The sequence below is a fragment of the Pseudaminobacter soli (ex Li et al. 2025) genome (assembly GCF_029892515.1).
In the GTDB taxonomy this organism is placed as follows: Bacteria; Pseudomonadota; Alphaproteobacteria; order Rhizobiales; family Rhizobiaceae; genus Pseudaminobacter; species Pseudaminobacter soli_A.
Genome location: NZ_JARXVF010000001.1, coordinates 979,911 through 997,363, shown reverse-complemented (window position 1 = coordinate 997,363; position 17,453 = coordinate 979,911). Strand labels below are relative to the sequence as shown.

The 17,453-nt window shown below is 62.2% G+C and carries 19 protein-coding genes and 2 tRNA genes; 3 read left to right on the top strand and 18 right to left on the bottom strand.

Translation table 11 applies throughout. The annotated features are described in order from the left end of the window. Window positions 1-127 precede the first annotated feature (127 nt). From M2281_RS04780 to M2281_RS04760, 5 genes are all read right to left on the bottom strand, one after another. Entirely contained in the window at window positions 128-928 is an 801-nt protein-coding gene (locus tag M2281_RS04780) for an anti-sigma factor family protein (RefSeq protein WP_280819942.1), read from the bottom strand. Beyond that, on the bottom strand, window positions 925-1,464 hold the full coding sequence (locus tag M2281_RS04775; RefSeq protein WP_280821117.1) for a sigma-70 family RNA polymerase sigma factor: 540 nt from the start codon (window positions 1,462-1,464) through the stop codon (window positions 925-927). The genes M2281_RS04780 and M2281_RS04775 overlap by 4 nt, the downstream gene beginning before the upstream one ends. Before the next feature lie 43 nt (window positions 1,465-1,507). Further along, entirely contained in the window at window positions 1,508-1,852 is a 345-nt protein-coding gene (locus M2281_RS04770; RefSeq protein WP_280819941.1) for a cupredoxin domain-containing protein, read from the bottom strand. A gap of 39 nt (window positions 1,853-1,891) precedes the next feature. Beyond that, a complete protein-coding gene (locus M2281_RS04765) occupies window positions 1,892-2,845 on the bottom strand; it encodes a metallophosphoesterase family protein (RefSeq protein ID WP_280819940.1) in 954 nt (317 codons plus the stop codon). A gap of 283 nt (window positions 2,846-3,128) precedes the next feature. Beyond that, a tRNA-Phe gene (locus M2281_RS04760) sits at window positions 3,129-3,204 on the bottom strand. A gap of 79 nt (window positions 3,205-3,283) precedes the next feature. On the opposite strand from M2281_RS04760, the gene M2281_RS04755 reads away from it, so the two are divergent. Then, the gene (locus M2281_RS04755; protein WP_280819939.1) at window positions 3,284-3,478 is read left to right on the top strand and encodes a hypothetical protein; all 195 of its coding nucleotides are present in this window, start codon (window positions 3,284-3,286) and stop codon (window positions 3,476-3,478) included. 161 nt (window positions 3,479-3,639) lie between these two features. On the opposite strand, the gene yacG is transcribed toward M2281_RS04755, so the two are convergent. From yacG to murA, 8 genes are all read right to left on the bottom strand, one after another. Then, window positions 3,640-3,846 carry a DNA gyrase inhibitor YacG gene (gene yacG / locus M2281_RS04750; RefSeq protein WP_280819938.1) on the bottom strand — a complete coding sequence of 69 codons (207 nt, stop codon included), beginning with the start codon at window positions 3,844-3,846 and terminating at the stop codon, window positions 3,640-3,642. Beyond that, window positions 3,843-4,472: a Maf-like protein gene (locus tag M2281_RS04745; protein WP_280819937.1), complete on the bottom strand. Its 630-nt coding sequence runs from the start codon at window positions 4,470-4,472 to the stop codon at window positions 3,843-3,845. Before M2281_RS04745 ends, yacG begins: the two co-directional genes overlap by 4 nt. Window positions 4,473-4,506: 34 nt before the next feature. Beyond that, entirely contained in the window at window positions 4,507-4,725 is a 219-nt protein-coding gene (gene infA / locus M2281_RS04740; RefSeq protein WP_008838549.1) for a translation initiation factor IF-1, read from the bottom strand. Between the two features lie 111 nt (window positions 4,726-4,836). Further along, complete coding sequence (locus M2281_RS04735) at window positions 4,837-5,280, bottom strand: low molecular weight phosphatase family protein (protein ID WP_280819936.1); 444 nt, start codon at window positions 5,278-5,280, stop codon at window positions 4,837-4,839. Next, window positions 5,268-5,753 (bottom strand): UPF0262 family protein, encoded by a 486-nt coding sequence (locus tag M2281_RS04730; protein ID WP_280819935.1) that lies wholly within the window; start codon window positions 5,751-5,753, stop codon window positions 5,268-5,270. Before M2281_RS04730 ends, M2281_RS04735 begins: the two co-directional genes overlap by 13 nt. Window positions 5,754-5,761: 8 nt before the next feature. After that, window positions 5,762-7,054 carry a histidinol dehydrogenase gene (gene hisD, locus M2281_RS04725; RefSeq protein ID WP_280819933.1) on the bottom strand — a complete coding sequence of 431 codons (1,293 nt, stop codon included), beginning with the start codon at window positions 7,052-7,054 and terminating at the stop codon, window positions 5,762-5,764. Window positions 7,055-7,071: 17 nt separating this feature from the next. After that, the gene (locus M2281_RS04720) at window positions 7,072-7,506 is read right to left on the bottom strand and encodes a DUF2948 family protein (RefSeq protein ID WP_280819932.1); all 435 of its coding nucleotides are present in this window, start codon (window positions 7,504-7,506) and stop codon (window positions 7,072-7,074) included. Between the two features lie 98 nt (window positions 7,507-7,604). Next, window positions 7,605-8,894, bottom strand: a complete 1,290-nt coding sequence (gene murA / locus M2281_RS04715) for a UDP-N-acetylglucosamine 1-carboxyvinyltransferase (protein ID WP_280819931.1) — start codon at window positions 8,892-8,894, stop codon at window positions 7,605-7,607. 473 nt (window positions 8,895-9,367) lie between these two features. Between murA and M2281_RS04705 the strand changes: the two genes are divergently transcribed. Then, window positions 9,368-9,442 (top strand) — tRNA-Thr (locus M2281_RS04705). Between the two features lie 185 nt (window positions 9,443-9,627). Here the strand turns inward: M2281_RS04705 and M2281_RS04700 are convergent. The 3 genes from M2281_RS04700 to M2281_RS04690 form a co-directional block, all read right to left on the bottom strand. Next, on the bottom strand, window positions 9,628-10,548 hold the full coding sequence (locus M2281_RS04700; RefSeq protein WP_280819929.1) for a DMT family transporter: 921 nt from the start codon (window positions 10,546-10,548) through the stop codon (window positions 9,628-9,630). 172 nt (window positions 10,549-10,720) lie between these two features. Further along, window positions 10,721-11,500: an ABC transporter substrate-binding protein gene (locus tag M2281_RS04695; protein WP_280819928.1), complete on the bottom strand. Its 780-nt coding sequence runs from the start codon at window positions 11,498-11,500 to the stop codon at window positions 10,721-10,723. Between the two features lie 276 nt (window positions 11,501-11,776). Continuing rightward, on the bottom strand, window positions 11,777-12,856 hold the full coding sequence (locus tag M2281_RS04690) for an acyltransferase family protein (protein WP_280819927.1): 1,080 nt from the start codon (window positions 12,854-12,856) through the stop codon (window positions 11,777-11,779). Window positions 12,857-13,226: 370 nt separating this feature from the next. Between M2281_RS04690 and M2281_RS04685 the strand changes: the two genes are divergently transcribed. Then, window positions 13,227-14,009, top strand: a complete 783-nt coding sequence (locus M2281_RS04685) for a metallophosphoesterase (RefSeq protein ID WP_280819926.1) — start codon at window positions 13,227-13,229, stop codon at window positions 14,007-14,009. 25 nt (window positions 14,010-14,034) lie between these two features. Here M2281_RS04685 and M2281_RS04680 read toward each other — a convergent pair whose 3' ends face one another. Beyond that, window positions 14,035-16,338 (bottom strand): polysaccharide biosynthesis tyrosine autokinase, encoded by a 2,304-nt coding sequence (locus M2281_RS04680; RefSeq protein ID WP_280819925.1) that lies wholly within the window; start codon window positions 16,336-16,338, stop codon window positions 14,035-14,037. Window positions 16,339-16,522: 184 nt separating this feature from the next. Then, the gene (locus M2281_RS04675; protein ID WP_280819924.1) at window positions 16,523-17,419 is read right to left on the bottom strand and encodes a UTP--glucose-1-phosphate uridylyltransferase; all 897 of its coding nucleotides are present in this window, start codon (window positions 17,417-17,419) and stop codon (window positions 16,523-16,525) included. Between the last annotated feature and the right edge of the window lie 34 nt (window positions 17,420-17,453).

The window sequence follows — 17,453 nt, the reverse complement described above, 5'->3', positions numbered from 1 at the left end:
TCCAGAAAAACGATAGGTGAGATGCAGAAATGCCTCAACCTCTCTCGAGGGTTGAAGCATTAGCCATTTGGTCGAAGGCACCGAAGATAGTGAAACGGCCTTGCGGCGGCATTCGACCTCGTCAGGTTCAGCCCGCAGCTGCCGCTGCACGAAATCGGGTGACGAACTCCTGCAGTTCGGAGGCGCTGATGTCGGATATGGCCCAATAGGAAAAGGCGCCCTCCGTCCAATGGATCAGCGAGAAGCCGCCGGTCGAAAGGTCCTTGGCAACCGGGACGGGTTCGCTGCCGCTTTCGCGCGGCGCAGCAATCAGGGTGATGAGATGCTTGCGAAGCTGGTAGACCAGAGCCGGCACCGGCCTGTTTTCGATGACGTCGACCCTGCCACCGAGCAGAACATATCCATCCTTTGAAAGGTCCACTGTCGGCGGCGACATGCCGATCCTCGCGTCGAGCCAGGGTTTCACCGTGTGACGGTCGGAGGAGGCAACATCCACCGGGCTCGCGGCGAGCAAGCTGCGTTGCTGCGCGCTGGCAATTTCGCCGACGAAGCTGCTCTGCGCGATACGCGAAGTCGCCCAGTAGGTCGCTCCGCTTGCGACGGCTGCCGTAACGAGGATCGAGGCTGCCATGGCACGCCAGTCGAAGGAGCCGAGCCGGTGTTCCGTAGGCCGCCCGGTTGCCTTCTCGCCATCAGCGAGCGCTGCAATGCGCGCCCTGAACGCATCGCTTACATCGGGGCGAGGCAGGCCGCCAATGGCCGTCCGCAGCGCGAGGATGCGCGCATATTCTGCTGCCAGCGCCGGGTCGCCCGCCAACCGCCGCTCGACCGACAGGGTCGTCGCGGCGTCGAGTTCACCGTCGGCGAGCGCATGAAGCAGCAGCCGCAGGTCCGTCCCATTCGTCGGCAGGGCGTTTTCCTCGCTCATCGTTCGCTCCCCAGTTCCGACATCAAAAGCCCGCGTGCCCGCGACAGGCGAGACATAACAGTGCCGAGCGGCACCCCAAGCATGGCTGCGATCTCGCGATAGGTGAGGCCATTGATGTCGCGCAGCACGAGGACCTCGCGAAACGGGTGCGGCAGGTCCGCAATAGCCGCTTCAAGCGCCGCTGTATCGGCTTTGGCGATCAAAGCGGCTTCGGGCCCCTCGGGATCGGCAGTCTCGGTCTCCCTGCCGGCCGCAAATTCATCGAGATCGGCAAGATCGCCGACGACGACGAGGGCGCGCGGCCTGTTCTTGGCCAGCCATGTGTAGGAGACGTTGCGCACAATGGCTAAGAGCCACGCCCGGGCGTTTCCCCCTGCATAGGTATCGATCCCGGCATAGGCCTTGAGGCAGGCTTCCTGGACGACGTCTTCCGCGTCCTCGCGACTGCCGGTCAGCCAGCGCGCAAAGGCCACGGCGTCGGCGAGATGGGGCAGAACCACCTCGCCGAAGCGTTCAGCAGAAGACTTGCCGCTCAGTGCCACGTCGTGCGGCGCTCCGGACGAGGTTTGCCGACTGCCTTCACTGGGTAACGGTGATCTTGCCCTGCATGTGGGGATGGATCCCGCAGAAGTAGGGAAAGTCACCGGGTTTCGTGAAAGTGAAAGCATAGGTGTCGCCGGTGTCAAGCGCCTTGGAGTGAAACGAGTTGTCCGACGCGACCACCACGTGGGGAATGTCATCATCATTCTCGAAGGTGACGGTCGTGCCGACTTTCACGGTCAGGTCTTGTGGCGTGAAGGTGAAATTGTCGATCTTCACGCGGGCTGCATCTTCGGCGCGAAGCGGCCCCGGCAACGCCAGGGCGAGGCCGAGCGCGGCACATAAGGTGGCAAGCTGTCGCCTTGTGACTCGCTTTGGCAGCATGTTGGTCTCCTCTTGCTGGAACCGATCGAGCGAACGTCGCTATTTGTCGGCAAGCGTGCCGTCGATGATCGCAAGATTCGCCTTGCCGCGCCTCACCACGACATCGGTGATGCCGAGCAGGCTGCGCAGTTGCCCCGGTGGCACCGTCATGGGCCCGGGCGAGGGGGCGGTGCCGGGCGCCGGCTGCGGGAAGGCGGTGGATCGGGCCGTGTGGAAGGTGATGTTGCCTTCGACCTTCTGCATAATCTGGTGGATGTGCCCATTGAGCACCGTCACCGACCCGAACCGCTTGAGCATCGCGAGCGCCTGCGCCGCATCGTCGGTGCCCCAGCCCCATTCGGGATAAATCGCCCAGAGCGGGATGTGGGCGAAGACCACGACCGGTGTCGAGTTGCCCACCGATTTGAGGTCGTCGGCCAGCCACGCGAGCTGTTCCGCCCCGAGATTGCCGAGCCCGCCGGCCTTCAGGTTCACGACATTGACCAGGCCGACGAAATGGACGCCGTTCTGGTCGAACGAGAACCATCCTTCTCCCTTGGTGTTCTTGCCGTAGCGGTCGAGATAGGCGCGTCCGTTGCCCTCGTCGATGAAATCATGTTCGCCGGGCACATAGTGCACGTCGAAGCCTGCCCCTCCGATGATCTGATCGGCGGCGTCGAACTGGTCGGCCCTGGAAAGATGAGTGATATCGCCGGTGTGGATCATGAAGGACGGCTTCACCGGCAGCGCGTGGATCTTCGCCATGGCTTCCTTCAGCGTATCGATGGCATGCGGATTTGCGGCCTTGTCAAAGCCGATGTGGCTGTCGGAAATCTGGAGGAAGGTGAAGCCCTTCGAAGCCGCCTCCGCAGCCTTTGCCTCACCGAGCATATTGAGCGAGACCGGCACGCCGGCCGAAATGGTCCAAAGCACCCCCGTGCCGGCCCAGATCATGCACTCCAGCGCGTGACGCCGGGTGATGCCGTTGCCGTCCGTATCGTCATGAGAGGTCATGTTGGTCTCCTGTCGCGCCATGCGTGGCGCATGACTAGGAGACCGATGAGCGGCGGGGTTTATTCCCGAATTGCTTTCACAATGACGTGAAGTGATTTAGGCTGGCCAAAATTCACGCAGAGGTGTCCGTCGAACAGAATGTAGCCAGATCGTAGGCAACAAAGGCCATGCCGTGCGCTGAGGTTATTGAAGGCAAGGCCAATTTGGCATCGGTTTAGTGCCGGCATAAATCGATCTATGCGCGCTCAAGCGCTTCTATCATTCAGAAATTCTAGCGAATTAATGGTGCCCAGAGGCGGATTCGAACCACCGACACGCGGATTTTCAATCCGCTGCTCTACCAACTGAGCTATCTGGGCATCACAGGGAAATCCGGAAAGTCCGTGTCCCCGACCTGCAGGAGTGTTGGCAACCCCTGAGAACGGGGTGGGTTATAGCATGAGATTTTCGCCTGTCCAGCGCCTCAGTGTCGATTGTGAAAAGAAATCGGAAAACGTCGCAGCGGCTAATGATGTTGCTGGGGAAAAGCCGCCGCTTTCAGCCAAAAACGATGCGAAAACAGGCAATTGCAAGACCATGGCGCTGCGGGCAGGGCGCTTTGTCCGCGATGGATCACACGCCTTCGCACGCTAATACCCGCAAGCATCAATGCACCAGATTCGGAAGGGGCCGTTTTGTCTGCCAGTAAGCGCAGCCTCTTTCAGAGACAGCGCGATCCATGCCTGGAATCGGCGATCTGTGGCTGAAAACGCAGGTAAGCTAAATGAGTCGAGGGCGGCAGCCCTGCGCCGCGGCTATTCGGGCTTCTCGTCCGAATCTTCTTCTTCGCCCTCGCGGCCGGGAATCGCATAGCTGCCGGAGAGCCAGCGGTTGAGGTCGATTTGCTTGCAGCGGATCGAGCAGAACGGATAGGCCTCGCGCGTGGAAGGCTTGCCGCATTCGGGGCAAGCGCGCTTGGGCCTTAGCGGCGTAACCTTGTTGTCGATGTCGTTTCCGCTCATACGCGCGGTCCAGAAAGCCAGCCGAAATGCACAGGGAAGCCTTCCGCAGTCAGAAGGCCCACAGTTTCATATAGTGGCAGTCCGACGACATTGCTGTAGGAGCCGACCATCTTGACGACGAAGGTGCCCGCGAGCCCCTGCACGGCGTAGCCGCCGGCCTTGCCGCGCCATTCACCAGAGGCGAGATAGCTTTCCAGTTCCTCGCGGCCGAGCCGCTTGAAGCGAACGCGGGTCTCGACCAGGCGTTGGCGCAGCTTGCCGTTGGGCGTAATCAGGCAGACGCCCGAATAGACCCGGTGCGAGCGGCCCGAAAGCAGCTTCAGGCAATTCGACGCCTCGTCGACCAGTTCGGCCTTGGGCAAAATGCGCCGGCCGACCGCCACCACGGTGTCGGCCGCGAGCACGAAGCTGCCGGAATAGTCAGGCTCGGTCTTGAGCGAGGCGAGGGCCTTTTCGGCCTTGGCCTTTGACAATCTCTTGGCAAGCGAGCGCGGGTGTTCGGCGCGCAGCGGCGTCTCGTCGACATCGGCCGGCAAGAGCCGGTCAGGTTCGACGCCGGCCTGCTGGAGAAGCTCGATCCGACGCGGCGAAGCCGAGGCAAGCACAAGCTTCTTGAAAGTGCTCATCGTAATCCTGTCGGCCGGCGGGCGGCGCCCTGGCTTATTTGAAGCGGTAGGTGATGCGACCCTTGCTCAGGTCGTAAGGCGTCATTTCGACGAGGACCTTGTCCCCCGTCAGCACGCGGATGCGGTTCTTGCGCATGCGGCCCGCGGTGTGAGCGATGATCTCGTGTTCGTTTTCAAGCTTCACGCGAAACATCGCGTTCGGAAGCAATTCCGTCACGGTGCCCGGAAACTCGAGGACTTCTTCCTTCGGCATTCTCTACCTTTGGTTTGGATTGGCGTTCGGCATCCAGGCCGAATTTCGGCGGAACCTATATGATTATGTGAACTTTGTGAACACGCTTAATCATACGCCTTTTCGGCATGTTCAAGCGGCGAAACGAGTGGCTATGCGAGCCTTCAGCCTTTCGCGGACGTCGCGATAGGCGGCGAGTATCTGCTCGCGCGTTCCAGCAACGGTTGTGGGGTCGGCTGTCGGCCAGTATTCGACCTCAACAGCCATGGAGCGCGTGAGCTCGAGCGCGGCATGATGTGCCTCCGGCGCGAGCGTCACGATCAGGTCGAAATAGTCGTCCTCCATGTCCTCCAACGTTCTCGGCTGGCGGTCGTTGAGCGACAGGCTTTCCTCGGCCAACACTGCGTCCACGAAGGGGTCGCGCTCGCCAACGCGCACGCCGGCGGAGGCGACAAAGGTCGTTTTCGGCAGGATATTGCGGGCAAGCAATTCGGCCATGGGCGAACGCACCGCGTTCATGCCGCAGACGAAAAGGACCGAGCGGGGCAGGGCGCCGGTCAGGATCAACCCCGCCAATGCAGCACGCAGACCAGCGTGAAGACGCGTCGCGCGGTGTTGAAGTCGATGTCGATCTTACCTGACAGCCGCTCCTTCAGCGTCTGCGAGCCCTCGTTGTGCAGGCCTCGCCGGCCCATGTCGATGGCCTCGATCTGGCTCGGCGTGGCGCTGCGGATGGCCGCATAGTAGCTTTCGCAGATCAGGAAGTAGTCCTTCACGATCCGCCGGAACGGGGTGAGCGAGAGGATGTGCGTGACTACCGGTGACCCGTCCTCGCGCGAAACCGCGAAGACCAGTTTCGAATCGATCAGCGACAGTTTTAGCCGGTAGGGGCCGTTGCCCTCGTCGCTCGTCGGCTGGAAGCTGTTTTCCTCGATCAGGTCGAAGATCGCGACCGCCCGCTCATGCTCGATATCAGGCGTCGAACGCCCGATCGATTCGTCGAGTTCGACGTCGATAAGCCTTGAGCAATTGCGGGTGAGATCGTGCATCCCTCACTCTACAGGTTCAAGCGGATGGCGACCGAACGGCCATGCGCGTCCAGTCCCTCGGCCTTGGCGAGCGTGATTGCAGCGGGCGCCAGCGCGCGCAGCTGCTCCGGGCCAAGCTTCAGTATGGAGCTGCGCTTCATGAAATCGAGGACGTTGAGTCCCGACGAGAAGCGCGCCGAGCGAGCGGTCGGCAGCACGTGGTTGGGGCCGCCAACATAGTCGCCGATCACTTCGGGCGTGTGGCGGCCAAGGAAGACCGATCCGGCATTGCGAATCTGCGGCAGCATGGCTTCCGGATCGGCAATCGCAAGCTCAAGGTGCTCGGCCGCGATGCGGTTGGCGAGCGGGATGGCCTCGTCCAGGTTTGCGACCAGAATCACTGCGCCGAAGTCGCACCAGCTTGCCGCGGCGATTTCGCCGCGCGGCAGGCTTTCGAGCTGGCGTTCCACCGCCTTTTCGACCGCTACGGCGAAGGTGGCGTCATCAGTGATCAGGATCGACTGGGCCGAGGTGTCGTGCTCGGCCTGCGCCAGCAGGTCGGCGGCGATCCAGTCAGGGTCGTTGTCGCCGTCGGCTACGACCAGAACCTCCGACGGGCCGGCGATCATGTCGATGCCGACGACGCCGAATACCTGCCGCTTTGCCGCGGCGACATAGGCGTTGCCGGGGCCGACGATTTTTGCCACTGGGCGGATCGTTTCGGTGCCGTAGGCGAGGGCGGCCACGGCCTGGGCGCCGCCAACGCGATAGATCTCGGTGATTCCGGCAAGATCGGCCGCCACCAGAACCAGCGGATTGATGACACCGCCCGATGCCGGCACGACCATGACGATGCGCTCCACGCCGGCAACGCGCGCCGGCATGGCGTTCATCAGAACCGAGCTCGGATAGCTGGCGGTGCCGCCCGGCACATAGAGGCCGACGGCTTCCACAGCCGTCCAGCGCGCGCCAAGCTCCACGCCGATCGAGTCGACATAGTGGTCGTCGCTAGGCCGCTGGCGCTGATGATAGTCGCGAATGCGGTCCCGGGCGAAGGTCAGCGCCTCGACGGTAGCCGGATCGGCGTCGCGATAGGCCTGCTCAATGTCTGCCCGCGAAACCGCGATGCCAAGCGCATCGAGGTCAGCTCGGTCAAACTTGCGCGTGTAGTCGACCAGCGCCCTGTCGCCCTGTTCGCGAACGGCGGCGATGATGTCGCGCACCACGGCCTCCACATCCGGCGAGGTTTCGCGCTTGGTGGTCAGAAACGCCGCGAAACGCGTCTCGAAGTCGGTGTCGGATGTGCGGAGCGTGATGGCCATGGAAATCAGAATACTCGTCAGGCTTTGTGAACAGGGCGGGAGCTGGCCTCCCAGGCGCCGGCAAGATCGGCCAGCCGGGCCTCGATGCACTCTACTTCGAGCGCGATCGTGCCGCCGCCGGCGAAGTCCAGCTCGATGGTACCCGCAGGCGCGTCCTTCGCAAGGAAGCGTATCGCCAGCAGCGACAGCACATCTTCGGGCTTATCTCGCCGAATTCCGGCGGATTTAACGGCCAGCACGCGGTTGAAGTCGAGCACGCTCTTGCGGCGCTGGTAGCGAGGGCGGAAGAAGCCCGTCTTGGTTTCCCAGGCGAAGCGGTTCATGGTCAACACGAAGCGCTTGGTGGGGGCCAGATATTCGAGGCCGCCCACCTTCAGCACGGCGTCCTGGACATGCGCCGAAACAATCTCAAGATCCCGGTCGTCGAGGGCGACGAGTTTTAGCTGGTCCATATCCGCATCAGCGTCCGCGCTTGGGGCTTAGCTGTTGTGTTATGCGGTCTTGATCGCACACGCAACCGAAACGCTTTTCCGCGGATGTGGATGCACCTTTATGACGAGATGCGCTCTATGACCGCACCGCAGCCGGACAGCTTTTCCTCGAGACGCTCGAAGCCGCGGTCGAGGTGATAGACGCGGTTCACGGTCGTCTCGCCTTCGGCAGCCAGGCCGGCGATAACCAGCGACACAGATGCGCGCAGATCGGTCGCCATTACCGGCGCGCCCTTGAGCTTGGTGACGCCGTCGACGATCGCCGTCTGGCCGGCGAGCGTGATGTGCGCGCCGAGGCGAGCCAGCTCCTGCACATGCATGAAGCGATTCTCGAAGATCGTCTCGGTGATCTTCGATTTGCCGCGCGCCATGGTCATCAGGCCCATGAACTGCGCCTGCAGGTCGGTCGGGAAGCCGGGGAAGGGCTCGGTCACCACGTCGACCGGGTCGATGCCGGTGCCGTTGCGGCGCACGCGTATGCCGTCTTCGACGGAAGTGATCTCGGTTCCGGTCTGGGCAAGCACGTCGAGCGCATTCTGCAGCAGGTCGATTCGGCCGCCTTCCAGCACCACGTCGCCGCCGGCCATGGCCACGGCCATGGCATAAGTGCCGGTCTCGATGCGGTCAGGAATGACCTGATGGCGCGCGCCTGAAAGGGCGTCCACGCCCTGGATGGTGATGGTCGAGGTGCCGGCGCCGTAGATCTTGGCGCCCATGGCGATCAGGCATTCGGCCAGATTGACGACTTCCGGTTCACGCGCAGCATTTTCCAGCACGGTTTCGCCGCGGGCGAGGGTGGCGGCCATCATCAGCACATGGGTGGCGCCGACCGACACCTTGGGGAACACGATTCGGTTGCCCCTGAGACGATTCTTCGCGTTGGCGATGATATAGCCGTTCTCGACGTCTATTTCGGCGCCGAGTTTTTGCAGGCCTTCGATGAAGAGGTCGACCGGACGCGTACCGATGGCGCAGCCGCCCGGCAGCGAGACCTTGGCCTCACCCATGCGCGCCAGAAGCGGCCCGATCACCCAGAAGCTCGCCCGCATCTTGGAGACGAGTTCATAGGGCGCGGTGGTATCGACGATCTGACGGGCGGAAAAATTGATGGTGCGCGAATAGCCTTCATGCTGGCGCTCGCGCCGGCCGTTGACCGTGTAGTCGACGCCGTGATTGCCGAGAATGCGGATGAGCTGCTCGACGTCCGCCAGATGCGGCACGTTCTCGAGCGTGAGCGAATCGTCCGTCAGCAGGGACGCGATCATGAGGGGCAGTGCTGCGTTCTTGGCGCCCGAAATGGGGATGCGGCCCTCGAGATGGTTGCCGCCGACGATTCTGATGCGATCCATGCGAATCATTTCTCCGGGCGAATGCCCGATTTGGTCTGATTTATCGTTGCGGTCCGTCTAGACCATGCTCAAAAGCCGTTCAAGAACGGCCAGTTCGACCGAAGGTTGCGCCGGTCGGCTAACAATGTCTTGTCATTTTCGCTCGTCCTTCCCCGCGGCCGAGAGGCCTTCGGGCCTGTCGTCGGTATTGCCGGTGCGACGCGAGCGCGCCTGCGCCTTTCGTTTCAGGAGATTCGCCCGCAATTCCTCCGCCAGACGTGCCTTCCGCTGATTCTGGGCTGTGGAAGGCGTCTTGGTATCTTTCGCAGTCATGGCGGCCGGTCCGAACGTGTCCCCTTGTTCGATCGTGAAGAGCGAAGAACCTACATATCATTGTGGCTCAGCCGTGTCCGACAAAAAAACATCGCAAAGAACCGTCAGACATAACTTGCACTATCGAGAATCCTGTGGCAGAAGGCCGTCGCACTCGGGGCGCTGCCGTAGCTCAGTGGTAGAGCACTCCCTTGGTAAGGGAGAGGTCGAGAGTTCAATCCTCTCTGGCAGCACCATCTTCTCCCCGTTTATTTCCCGGTATTTCGGATCTGATGTGCCTTCGGGCACAAGAATGCGTTCCCTCGCGGGCTGCACGCGAATCTACAGCCTTGGCAAGGCTGCGAGCCGAAGGTCGCGAGTCGGTCGCCCGATGCCGTGGGCTCAGGCTGATTCTGATTTTGCTAAGACGTGCTGAGTCGCGTCAGTTTACGTTGCGCGGCACGTTGTCGGGCTTGCCTCCATCGACCACCTTCTGGCGGTGGAAGATGAACAGGCCGGCGAGAATGATGATTCCCGAGCCGACAAACAGCTGATTGTCCGGAATGTCGCCGAAGAAGACGATGCCGAACACCACGCCCCACAGCAGCAGCGTGTATTGAAATGGAGCGAGCGTCGATGCGGGGGCCAGCTTCAGGGCGCGTGTGATCAGCAGATGCGCCGAGCCCGAAACCACGCCGAGCAGCAGCATGGCCGACCAGTCCAGCGTGCTGGCCGAGCGCCAGTCCGCCATGGCAAGGACAAGACCCATCGCCAGCGCACCGACGGTCTGCCAGGTAACCAGCGTCGTGTCGCTGGTGCCTCTGAGGCGTCGGCCGAGAATCATCGACACGGCAAAGGATACGCTGCCCAGGAGCGCGAACAGCGAGGCCAACGACAGTGAGGACCAGGACGGCTTGAGCGCAATGACCACGCCGCAGAAGCCGACGACGATGGCGAGCCAGCGCCGCCAGCCGACTTTCTCGCCCAGGAAGATGTGCGACAGCGCCGCGATATAGATCGGCCCTGCCATATAGAAGGTCATCACGTCGGCCAGCGGAAGATACATGACCGCCGCGTAGAAGAAGGCGGTGTCCGTGGTTGCCAGAAACACGCGCAGCGCCTGCAGCCCGGGGCGCTCCAGCCGTATCAGCTGCCCGGCTCCCTGCCTGGCGATCATCGGAGCAAGCACGATGAAAGCGCCAAGCGAGCGGACGAACAGCACCTGTCCGACCGAATAGCTCGCCACCAGCCATTTGCCCATGGCGTCGTTGAGGGCGAACATGAAGTTGCCCAGCAGCATAATGAGGATGCCCGCAAGGACCAGATTGCTCCTTGGAAGGGTGAGAGCCTGTCGGAATGTCATGCGGAAGGTCCTTTGGGCGCAGCCCGGAATTGGGTCTATCTAGCCCGACGTTGCGGCGCTTGCGAGGACCAACCGAGGCATTTTTATGCGCTGCGGCGTCGCAGCCGCGACAGATGCAAAAACGGCGGGATTTCTCCCGCCGTTCGATCTTTTCAAGCGATTGCGTCGCGGCTCATTCGCCGTAGACGTCGAACTTGAAGTACTTGTCGTTGATTTCCTTGTACTTTCCGTTGGCGCGGATGGCCAGGATGGCAGCGTTGAACTTTTCGCGCAGGTCGTCTTCGCCCTTGCGTACTGCAATGCCGGCGCCCAGGCCGTGGATTTCCGGGACCGACTTGAAGGTGCCGATCAGCTTGCAGCAGGCGGAGCCTTCGGGCGTATCCAGCCACTGCTGCAGGGAAACGATATCGTCGTTGATCGCGTCGAGGCGGCCGTTGGCCATGTCGAGCTGGTATTCCTGCGCGCTCGGATAGGCCTTGACCGTGCTGTCGGTGAAGGTTGCCTCAGCATAGGCGAAGTGCGTGGTAGAGTTCTGCACGCCGATCGTCTTGCCGGCGAGATCTTCCTTGGTCACGCCCTTGAGGTCGCTGTCCTTCGGCGCCACGATGGCCGGCGGGGTGTCGATATATTTGTTGGTGAAGTCGACCTGCTTCTGGCGTTCAGGCGTGATCGACATCTGCGCGATGAGGGCGTCGAACTTGCCCGCCTGCAGGGCCGGAATGATGCCGTCCCATTCCTGGGTGACGAATTCGCACTTCACTTTCATCTCGTCGCAGAGCGCGTTGGCGATGTCGATGTCGAAGCCTTCGAGCTTGCCGTCGGCGGTCAGGTTGTTGAAGGGCGGGTAGGCGCCTTCGGTGCCGATCTTCAGCGTCTTCTCCTGGGCCTGGGCCGCTCCGATCGTCAGGGCGATGGCCGACGCCGCAAGGGCGACACGCATTGCAATACGCATAATGTTCCTCTCATTCGATGCCCGCCATTTGCTGCGGACCAGTCAGTGTTCGCGCGTCTGGCGCGGCGCCCTATTTGCCTGCAATCGTTGCCAATATCCAGAGCGGGAAGCGAATTGCCAACTCAAATCGAGAACTGGTCTATTCGAGGAGATGAACAGTTTTGTCGGAATTTACTTCGCTAATTCGAAGAGAAATGTTGAGATATTTTAGCATGTTCTTTCATAAATACTGCCGGATGCACTTGGCTCTGTGTGCCGGCGCATCCGGTTAGATTGTCAGGCGGTGCGCTCTCGGGGCGCTCGATTGAAGGCTGGTGCCGCGTGACCTGCATTGAACAGGAAGAGCAGCAAGCTCGACCTGTTGATTATCTGCAGCCCGACAATTGCCGTCACCACCGCCAGGCAAGGCAAGGCGAAGAAGGTGATCGGGAAAAGCTCCGAGCCGAAATTGCCGAAGAACCGGCGGAAGACGATGCCGCCGAAATTGAACAGGATGGCGTGGCTACAGAACAGGAAGAAGGCGTAGGGCTCGAAACGCATGAACGGTGCGGCAAGGGGAGAGCGCCTTATGGCTTCCGTCGCCAGCCAGAACCCGGCCGCCGTGGTGACGCGCAACAGCGTGTCGAGCGTCAGCCGCAGCGTCTCGTCCATCTCAGCAAGCAGGATGCGCTCGACGCGGATTGCCAGAAAAACTGCTGTCATCACCGCAAGGCCTAAAGCCAGCGGTCGGGCTATCCGGTCGATAGCCGCTTCGTCCACGGCTGCCATACGCAGCCAAATGCCGAGCCCGAAGAACAGCAGAAGCTGCGGCCGCTGCAGAAGATAGAGATCCTCGCCGAACAGGGTGAAGATGAGCAATGCCACGATCGTCATGAGCGGGAACCGTTGCAACGTGACGCAAAGAACGGGCGACAGCAGGCAGCAGACGAAAAGATCGCGCAAAAACCAGAGCGGCACCACCACCGGCCAATCGGCAAATGCGAAGATCGCATCGGCTAGGCCGAGGGCGCTGATATCTGGCCAGTCCTGCCACTTCCCCCAAAGCAGTCCGTAGGCACCGAGCAGGGCCAGCATCAAAAGGTTCCAGCTCGCCAGCGGCACCATCAGCGTCTTCAGCTTGGAGCGATACAGGCCGATCGTCCCGGCCTTCTTGAGGCTGGAGACGATGAAATAACCCGAGACGATGCTGAGCAGGGAAACCGAGCTCAGGCCCACCAGCCTGGTCAGAATGAAATAGACGATGTCGAAGACGCCCGCGTCGCGATCATAGACGTTTTCGGGAATGCCCGGCTGCACGTGAACGAATGTCATCAAGACGATGCACAGCGTGCGTGCGATCCTGATCCTGTTCGACATGCTCTGTGCGACTGTCGGGCGTTTGGTCGAGGGTGAAAGTCGGGGCTCGGGCAATATCTCGTCCTCCTTGAAAATCTCACGGGTCCTAAAACAGGCCGTTATGGTGCAGGGAGGCCACGCTTGAGGGCGCGTGGCATCCCCCGCCTCGAAACGAGGCGTTCCATTGTGTCGCCGCAATCGATGCTCAAGCCGAGCGGGGGCGACGAATCCCACGCCAGTTTGAGTTGTGTGGGTGGTCCTAATGTGAAGCTGAACTAATTCCCCGGGGATTGCCGGTCACAAAATGCGACGCTGCTTTACATGGGCAGGCATCGCGCTTTTGGAGGCGGACTGCCGGTGTGTTGCTTGGGCACGGAACGAAAGGGCTTCGATGAAGACGTTCGCCGGTTTGTTCGGTCTGGACAGGGGTTCCGGCCGCGAGCGGAGGGCAAGGCTGCACGTCGATATGTCCGACACGGCCGTCTATGCGATCGGCGACATACATGGCTGCCTGGACGAGCTGCTGGCGCTGGAGCAGGAGATCTTTGCCGATGCCATATCTTTGCCGGGCCGAAAGTTGATCGTCATGCTGGGCGACTATATCGACCGTGGCCCAGCACCCCGCGAGGTTATCGAGCATCTGATGACGCCGCCCCCGCCGGAATTCGAGCGCATCTGCCTTACCGGAAATCACGAGGTGGCCCTGCTGGACTATCTGGACGGGCGCCTGCCGCTTCTCGACTGGATGCCCATGGGAGCGGACGCAACGCTGCAGTCCTACGGGATCGACCACGACAGGCTCGGCCACATCTACCAGTCGCCCCGGCATGTGGACGAGATCATCCGCAGCGCCATTCCGGCAGCTCATGTCGCCTTCCTGCGGTCGCTGCCCATCATGGTCGAGGCCGAGCACTACGTCTTCGTCCATGCTGGCATCCGCCCGGAACTGGGGCTCGAGCAGCAATCGGATGACGATTTGATCTATATCCGCTCGGCCTTCTACGACAGTTCGCATCCGCTGAAGAAATATGTGGTGCACGGCCACACGCCGGTGACCGAGGCGCGGTTGCAGAACGGACGCATCAACGTCGACACCGGCTGCTTCTACAGCGGCCGCCTCACGGGTCTGCGCATCTTTCGCAACAAGGGCCGCTACCTCAGCAACCGGCCCTAGCGATTCCATCTAGCCCTGAACCGCTCTAGGCCTTCGCCCCCATCGGCTCGACGTAATAGGACGAATAGCGCTCGAGATAATGCTCCGCGCCGCCAAAGGCGCCGTAGCGCGGCAGCTGGCCGGTATCGGTCTTGTTGAGCACGACGCCGAGCACCTTGGAGGCGATCTGCGGCTCGGCTTGCAATGTGGCGCGGACCAGCGCGCGCGGCGTGGCGCCCCATTCGGTCACCATCACGAATCCGTCGACCATCGGCGCGAAGGCCTTGGCATCGACCACCGGCCCAAGCGGCGGCAGGTCGACGACGACGTAGTCGTAGGACGCGCTCACCTCTTCGATCAGAGCCCGCATGCCAGGACCGGAGAGGAGTTCGCTGGTGTGCGACAGCCTTCTGCGCACCACAGCCGGAATGATGGCGAGCCGCGTCGTGCGGTCGACCATCACAGTGCTTTGCCAGCGCTGTTCGCCCACGATCGCCTCGACAAGTCCCTTGTCGGGTGTCAGCGAAAGGCCGCGGCTCAGGCCCGGATTGCGCAAGTCGCCATCGATCAGCAGCGTGCGGGCGCCGTTTGCGGCGAGAAGTCCGGCAAAGTTGGCCGCCACCGTTGTCTTGCCTTCATGCGGCAGCACCGAAACGAAGCCTATCACCTTGCACGGCCGGCCTTGCAGAACCACGTCGCCGGCAAGTTTTACGTTCCGCAGCGTCTCGGCGAAGGAAGAGGAGGGGGCATTGATCGCCACGCGCAGGATGCGCGGCGTGACCGGCTCCGCTGCCTCGGCCACCGACCCAGCATTGCTGTTGGACAGTTTTGCGCCAACGATGGGCAGATAGCCCAGGAAGTTGGCGTCGAGGGCGGTGCGTACGTCGTCTCCCGTGCGGAAGAAACGCTCGCGAAATTCGCGCAATGCGCCGGCCGCGGCACCGCCGAACAGACCGAGCACCAGAGAAAGCCCGAGCACCAACGCCTTGCGCGGGCTCGACGGGGAAACGGGGTCTCCGGCCTCGGAGATCACACGTGCCTTGGCGATCGGAAAGGACCGCTGCTGCGAGGCTTCCTCGTGGCGGGCCAGGAAGGTCTGGTAGAGGCTCGACAGCGCTGCGGATTTTTGCTCCAACTCGCGCAGCTGCACCAGCGATTGGCCTGCCTCGGAGCTTTGTCCAGCCATCTGGCCGACATTGTTGCGCAGCGATGTTTCGCGCGATTTCGCAACCTCATATTCGTTGCGGTAGCTCTCGGTCAGCTGCTGCAATTCCTGGAATATCTGCTGGGCCAGGTCGGCCTGCTCGCGCCGCAGCGCGACCGCTTGTGCATGCCCCTCACCGAAGCGCGCGGTGATCTCCTGCTCGCGCTTGCTGACGCCGAGATAGCGGGCCTTGAGGTCGTTGATGACGGCGCTGTTGGCACCTTTGTCAGTCGGAATGGTAGCATTCTTGACTGCGTTTTCCGGGCCGCCGTCGACGATCGCCTTGAACTGGTTGTAGCGCGCCAGCGCATTGGCCGTGTCGGCCTGCGCGACGATCAGCTGGCTGTTGAGGTCCGAAAGCTGCTGCTCGGAGATCAGCTGCCCGCGCGCCGAGGTCAGGCCCTGCTCGGCGCGGAAGCGCTCCACTTCCATGGCGGCGGCCTGCGAGCTGCCGCGGAGTTCGGCCAGTCGTCCCTGCAGCCACACGGTCGCGCGCTGCGTGGCGTCGAAATTGGCGTCGAGCTGGTCGGAGAGGTAGGCGTCGGCATAGGCGCGTGCGATCGAGCCGGCGAGCTGGCGATCGTTGGCGCGGAAGGACACTTCGATGACATAGCTGCGGCCGACCCGCTCGGCGTTGAGGCCGCCTTGCAGTAGTGCCGAAGCCTTGCCGATCCGTGCATTTTCGGCCGCTTCGGGCGACAGCTCAGGACCAGACGAGAACAGTCCGGTCACGGTTTTCATCTGGTTCCTGAGCCAGCCCAGCGGGGAACTTGGCGGGTTCAGGAAGGCGTCGTTGTCCTGCAGCTTCTGCGCAATCGCGACGGTGCGGGCGAGCCGCGCCGATTTCAGGATCTCGACCTCGCTGGAAATCATGGCGTCGGCCTGCATCGCGGCCGGAGCAGGGCTCTTGTCCTCGGCGAACTTCGTCAGGCTGTCGTCGAGCAGGATGCGCGTGGCGGCTGTGTACTCGCCGGGCGTGAAGACCAGGTAGGCTGCGCCGAGCGCCAGGCCAATGCCTGCGCCGATCGCCACGACCCGCGCCTGCCTCAGCGCGATCGCGGCCAGCCGTTCCAGGTCGATGAAACGGTCCGTGTCGTCGGCCGCCACAGACAGTCTGCTGCTCAATGGAAAACTCTTTTGATGCATGGATCTCGCCGCCCCCGCCGCGTTGATCCTCGGAAATGTTTCGCGCGCCGGTGTCCGTCAGCGCGATATGCCAAGCCTTATGAAAAACGTTGCAGGGCCGCGTCCCCGGCCCACTGGTCTCGGATACTTTGTGCCCGGCGGCCGGCGCCGGATGGATGCCGGCCGCGAACGGGGATCGATGGGATCAGGCAGCCGCGCTGCGGCGCTTCTGCGAGGCGATCATCTCGGCGATCGGCTCGAACACCATGTCCCGCATGTCGTCGCGGGCGAGGGCGAAGGCGACGTTGGCCTGGATGAAACCCTCTTTCGAGCCGCAGTCGAACATGCGGCCATTGAAGGGCTGTGCATGGAAGGACTGGACCTCCGCCAGACGCTTCATGGCGTCGGTGAGCTGGATTTCGTTCCCGGCGCCGCGCTCCTGGGTGCCGAGGATGTCAAAGACCTCGGGCTGCAGGATGTAGCGGCCGTTGATGTAGTAGTTGGACGGCGCAGCCGACGGCGCCGGCTTTTCAACCATTTCGGTGATGTTGAAGCCGCCATGGACCGACTTGCCCTTGCCGACGATGCCATACTTGTTGGTCTCGGTGGGGTCGCACTGCTCGACGGCCAGCACGTTGCCGCCGGTGTGCTCGTAAAGCTCCATCACGCTCGCAAGGCAGCCCTTGTCGCCGAACGAAACCATGTCGGGCAGCAGGAGGGCAAAGGGCTCGTTGCCGACGATGTCGCGTGCACACCATACCGCGTGGCCCAGGCCGAGCGGCGCCTGCTGGCGGGTGAAGCTGATGCAGCCGGCCGACAGCTGCAGGCGATTCAGCGATGAAATCTGGTCCACCTTGTTCGCACGCGTCAGTGTGTCCAGAAGTTCGGGCTGGATGTCGAAATAGTCCTCGATCACATGCTTGTTGCGTCCGGTGACGAAAACGATGTGCTCGATGCCGGCTTCCAGAGCTTCGTCCACGGCGTATTGCACGACGGGGCGATCAACCACCGTCAGCATCTCCTTCGGCATTGCCTTGGTCGCTGGCAGGAAACGGGTTCCCAGGCCTGCGACCGGAATTACGGCTTTTCTGACTTTCTGCATATTATGGTCTTCCCTCTTCATGTTTATCGGATAT